This is a genomic window from Inquilinus sp. (genome assembly GCF_057815775.1).
The window spans coordinates 1-5,083 of sequence record NZ_JBYRFX010000389.1 but is presented as its reverse complement, the minus strand read 5'-3'; the positions used below and the strand labels follow the sequence as shown (position 1 = coordinate 5,083).

Sequence of the window (5,083 nt, the reverse complement as noted above, 5' to 3'; positions counted from 1 at the left end):
CGATTGCGCGGGCCAGTTGCAGTGCCGGGGACCGCCAGATCGGGCGGCCATGCTGGTTGCAGTACAGCGGCTTGTCGGGGCGCAGCGGGTCGTCCGCGCCGATGCCGGCCAGCCAGTCGAGGCAGGGCGCCAGGACGGCGGCACCCAGGGCGACGGCGCGCAGCACCGCGATCCGCAGCTCGCAGATGCTGGCGTAAAACGGCGCCAGTCGCCGGGCGAACAGGTGCGGGTCGTGGCCGCTGCGGGCCGCGGCCAGCAGGCTGTCGCAGGCGCCGTCGAAGGCTGCGTGGCCGGTCTCGCCGATGCGGGCGGCGAAACCCGCGACATTGGCATTGACCACGAGGTCGACCGGGTTGCGTTCGCCGCGCTCGACCAGCCAGGTGCGGACAGCGCCGGGATGGGTCCAGGGCGGCGCCGTGCCCGCGACGATGCGGCGCGAGGCCGGGCCGATCCGGGCCCGGAACGCCGCCCGGCCGGCCTCGACGCCGCGCCGCCCGGTGGCCAGCAGGGCCAGCCAGGCCAGCGCGGTGTCGTCGGCATCCGGCGGCAGGTGGTCGACCAGCCGGGCGCCGGAGCCGTCGGCGGGGTAGAAGCCGAAGGCGCCCGGCGCGTCGGGCGCCTCGCAGCGCTCGATGAAGCCCAGCGCCCGCTCGCAGGCCAGCCGGGCGGCGGCGAAGGGGGCCAGCAGCAGCACGACCGACGCGGTGACGAAGCAGGTCTCATCCTCGATCCGCTCGTCGCCGTCGCCGACGGTGGAGGGGAAGGCGCCGCTCGGCCGCTGCAGGGTCAGCAGCGGTACCAGGGTGGTGAAGGAGGCGGTCATGACAGATCCCCCGGCCGCAGGCCGCAGGTGACCGAGGTCGAGACCGCGCCGTCCGCGCCGATGGTGATTCCGGCCAGCCCGTGCCAGGGCACGCCGTCCGCCGTCGGGGCGCTGATTGCGGCATACTCCGCCATCGGCCAGCCGCGCTCGACCCCGGCCTGCAGCCAGGCCGCGCGGGCCCGGTCGGCCGGGCCGAACAGCATGTCGGCATGGCTGTACCAGGTCAGCGCCCGGGCCCGGCGGTCGGGCCCGAAGGCCAAGCTGATCCCCTGGTCCCGGCCGGGCAGCGCGTCGCGCACCGCCCGGCCGGTGACCCGTGCCAGCTCCCCGGTCAGCAGGCCCGCCGCTTCCGGCAGGCCGAGGGCTGCGAGCAGGGAAGCCAGCGCGACCGGATGCAGCCGCGGCATCCGGCAATAGACCTCGGCGCCATCGGAGGCCGCGTCGAACCCGGCCATGACAGGCTGGGCCAGCCCGGTGGGGGCCGCAGGACCGGCCAGGCAGGCCAGCGGCCACCAGTCGCGCCAGGGCGTGCCCTCGGCGATCTCGACATACAGCTTGCGGCAGATCCGGCCCGCCCGCATGCGGGACCCGACCCAGGCGCCATAGTGGCCGCTGCTCGCCCCCGGCGCCAGGCGCGCGATCTCCGCGTGCTGGGCCACCGACAGCTCCGGGCAGAGCGTCAGCGCTGCCCCAAGGCGATCTGCGGCGGTGCCGCCCGGCGCCGGGTCGCAGCTGAGGCGCATGTCCCCGGCCGGCCAGACGAAGGCGAATTCGACCGGGTCACCATTGGCGCAGAGGTTGCTGTCCCGCGCCCCGGGATCCGGGCAGACGGCCCGGATCTCGTCATCCCACAGAGAAGAGATGGCCGAGAGGGGCGGGAGGATGGCCGGCCCGGGTGCGGGGCCGGCCACCGGCATTGCGGTGGCCAGCATGACACATCACCGCGTCAGCGAACCGTGACGGCGAAGCGCTGGATGCCGCCCGGCGCCTGCTCCGACGGCAGCGGCGGCAAATGCAGCTGCAGCTTGTTGGTGACCGTGGTCTCGGCAATGCTGTGCCGCTTCCCGTCCACCGTCACGTAGTCGGCGTTGAAGTAGAACACCAGGTCGCTGGCCGTGCGCGGCTTGCGCAGGGTGTAGAACAGCGGCAGCGACTTCACCTCCGCGGTCGGCTGCAGCAGGGTGAAGGGGATCAGCGGCGTGCGCTTGGCCGCGATGGCGGCGGCCTCGCCGGCCTGCAGATGTTCCCGCAGGGCGACATAGGATGGCGTCACCGGCGCGTCGGCGGAGGTCACGCTGCCCTGGGCGTCGATCATCTGGAAGACGTTGATGGTGACACAGGCGACCGACTCCCAATCCACCTCATTGCTGAAGATCTCGACGCCGTAGATCTCCTCGGTGTCCTTCAGGATCAGCGGCTTCTTGCTGTAGGCGAGGGCCAGGTTGGTCAGCTCGAAGATGTCGCCGTCGCCATAGATGATCTGGCCGTTCAGCCGGAAGAAGGCGGTCTGCGGGTCGGGCTGGGCGTCGAAGCGCCACGGGTCGGCGGAATAGAGACCTTTCTTGGCGTCGGGGCTCCAGCCGCTCCACATATGGTTCGGCGGCTTCGTCTCGGACGGGTTCTGGTCGTCGAAATAGGCGGCGGTGGCGTTGATGTCCATGAAGCCTTCGCCATCCGCGGTCACCAGCGCCCGCAGCTCCAGGTTGGCGATGTTCGGGGCGGGGCTCAGCACCTGCACCAGATCGGCGTTGCTGGAGCCGAATTGCTGCGGCGGCTGCACCACGATCAGGCCGCCATCCTTCAAGAGGTAGCGCAGCCGGAAATCATAGGTGTTGGTGATCGGCACATGATAGGTCGTGGCGAAGGCGAGGGCCTCACCGTTCACCAGCAGTTCCTGGGTCTGCAGCTTGGCGTCCCGGCCCTCCGGCGGATTGTCGTAGAAATCGATGAAGACGCGGTCGACGCCGCCCTTCTCCGCCTCGTCCTCGAACGGGATGTTGACGCCGATGAAGTTGACATTGCGGATGCCGAACGCATTCGGCCGCAGGTTGACCTCGGTCGCGATGTCCGTGATCCAGCCCGAGGTGTAGGGTGGCACGCCGCCGGGGAAGTTGACGGTGAAGCGGTACTTGTATTCCGGGTTGAAGCTGCCTTCCCCGGGCGCGAGATACAGCTTGCTGACCAGCCCGTCGGTCCCCGGGATCAGGGTGAAGGTGTTGTCCGTGGTGCGGGTCGGATACTCGACCTCGACCTGCACATTCTCGAACAGCAGGGATCCGTCGGCGGTGTAGGGGTCGCCCGCCAGCTGGAACAGCACCGACAGCTGCCGGTTGTCGACCTCATGATACAGCTTCTCCCAGGTCACCCTGTCGAAGCGCGGCAGGGACGACGACACCGGCGTCGACCATTCGACGATGGCGTCCTGGGAAAAGGTCTGGGTGAAGTCGCTGGTGGCCGTCACCGGGCTCTCATTGCCCTGGGCCAGCGCCCGCGCCGTCTCGACCGTGCGGGCGACCTGCCCTTCCAGCGTGGTCCAGGCCCAGTCGGTCACCAGCTGCACCAGCTCCGGCGTGGCGCCGACGCCAGGTGTCACCTTGACGTCGCCGGCGCCCGATTCCTGCAGCACCTGGCGCACCTCGACCAGCACCTGCTTGCTGTTGCCCCAGGTGTCCTTCCGGCTCTCGTACTTCTTCTCGTAGGAGATGGCGGCCTGGGATTTGTAGATCACCGTGGCGGCGCAGCCGAGCAGCTGGGTCAGCACGCCCATCTGGTACTGGATCAGGAAGGGCGACAGCGTGCCGGGCTCGGTGAAGGCCTTGACGAAGGTGTTGAGCGCCGCGTCGTCTTCCAGCTCGACCTGGAAATAGGCGACGTTGCTGCCGAACAGCGATGGCGTCTGCACGATCGTCCGGCTGACCGTCTTGTCGCCCTCGGGCACCTCATAGGTGAAAAAGGCGTCGCCGCTGACCCAGGTGAACTGGCCCCAGCCGGCGATGTTGCCGATCTCGGACTCGGCCGCCTGCCGGGCGTCCTCCGGCGCGAACAGCTCGACCTCGAAGCTGCAGATGCCGGCGACGCCGCCGGTCGTCGACTTGTACTTGGTCAGGGCGAAGACGGGCTGGCCGTTCTGGATCCGCAGCCGCGGGACCGGCGCCATGTACCAGATATTGGTCTCGGTCCGGTCCCGGAACACGGTCACGGAAAGGCTATTGTTCGCACCATAGACGATGGTGCGCGCCGTGGTGATGTCGAACATCGCTTGGCTCTCCTCGGGGGCCCGAACGGGCGCAATGGGTTGCCGTGGCTGTGAGGCAGGGGCCGGCCGTGCCGGATCGAACGCGCGATGCCGGAGGGGTCGCCTCCGCATCCGCGCGGTGGATCAGGATGGTGATGGGCGCTCGGACGCGGTCCGCTGCCGTCTAAAAATGTCGAAGCCGGATAGAAGAGATCGAAAATGGAAATAAGTTTAGATAAAATTTACTGTCTTAATGCCTGAACAGATATAGCGCGGCCGACTCATGAAGTTGCGAATGGTCGATGAACCGCCATTCGCAAGCACGAATATTGTCTTATGCAGGATGGATTTTGGCCGGGGGACGGATGGATGTTGCCGGAGGTCACACCGACGGACCGCACCATTCGTTGCCTCTCCCGCTTGCGGGAGAGGTCGGAGACGCGAAGCGGCTCCGGGTGAGGGTTCTTCGTCGAGGCCGGGGCCAACCCTCACCCGGTCTCGCTGCGCGGGCCCGACCTCTCCTCCTCGGGCTTGACCCGGGGGCAGGCGGGAGGGGCAACGCAAAGATGCTCGGCATCTCGCCTTTTTGTGCACGTTTTGTTCATTGCGGCCATCCACCCATCGGCCGCATGCTTCCTCCATGACCCAAGCCCCGCTCGATCCCGCAACCGAACCCGCCGGCACCACAAGCCTCGGCGGCGAGACGCATGAGCGGGATTGGGCGGAATTGGAACTGGAGGTGCTGCACGACCTGGCACGGATCGGCAATTCCATCTCCGAACAGCTGACCAGGGATACGCAGCAACCGCCGCCGCCCTGTCCGCCGGATCCCCCGCGCGGGTCAAGGCCGACCGCGAGGTCGCGCTGGCCTTCATGCGCCTCTCCCGCGCCGTGCGCCTGACCATGGCGATGTTCGGCCGGGTGCGGCAGGCCCGCGAGGCCCTGGCCGCCGGCACGGCGTCGCCGGCCGCATCCTTCAGGCCGGAGCGGTCGCCCACCGGGCCATCCCAGCGCGCCGTCGAGGC

The 5,083-nt window shown here is 69.0% G+C and carries 2 protein-coding genes and 1 pseudogene; all 3 read right to left on the bottom strand.

Annotation, left to right across the window (positions count from 1 at the left end; all coding sequences use genetic code 11):
• Window positions 1–823: pseudogene (locus tag AC3XYG_RS14035) on the bottom strand (hypothetical protein); the annotation flags it as partial.
• Window positions 820–1,755: a hypothetical protein gene (locus AC3XYG_RS14030; protein WP_489140458.1), complete on the bottom strand. Its 936-nt coding sequence runs from the start codon at window positions 1,753–1,755 to the stop codon at window positions 820–822. The pseudogene AC3XYG_RS14035 and the gene AC3XYG_RS14030, both read right to left, overlap by 4 nt.
• Window positions 1,756–1,769: 14 nt before the next feature.
• Complete coding sequence (locus AC3XYG_RS14025; protein WP_489140457.1) at window positions 1,770–4,079, bottom strand: hypothetical protein; 2,310 nt, start codon at window positions 4,077–4,079, stop codon at window positions 1,770–1,772.
• Between the last annotated feature and the right edge of the window lie 1,004 nt (window positions 4,080–5,083).

What these genes read in the sequence shown, in the direction of transcription:
- AC3XYG_RS14030 (WP_489140458.1), bottom strand. Translation starts at nt 1,755, where the DNA reads ATGCTGGCCACCGCAATGCCGGTGGCCGGCCCCGCACCCGGGCCGGCC.
- AC3XYG_RS14025 (WP_489140457.1), bottom strand. Translation starts at nt 4,079, where the DNA reads ATGTTCGACATCACCACGGCGCGCACCATCGTCTATGGTGCGAACAAT.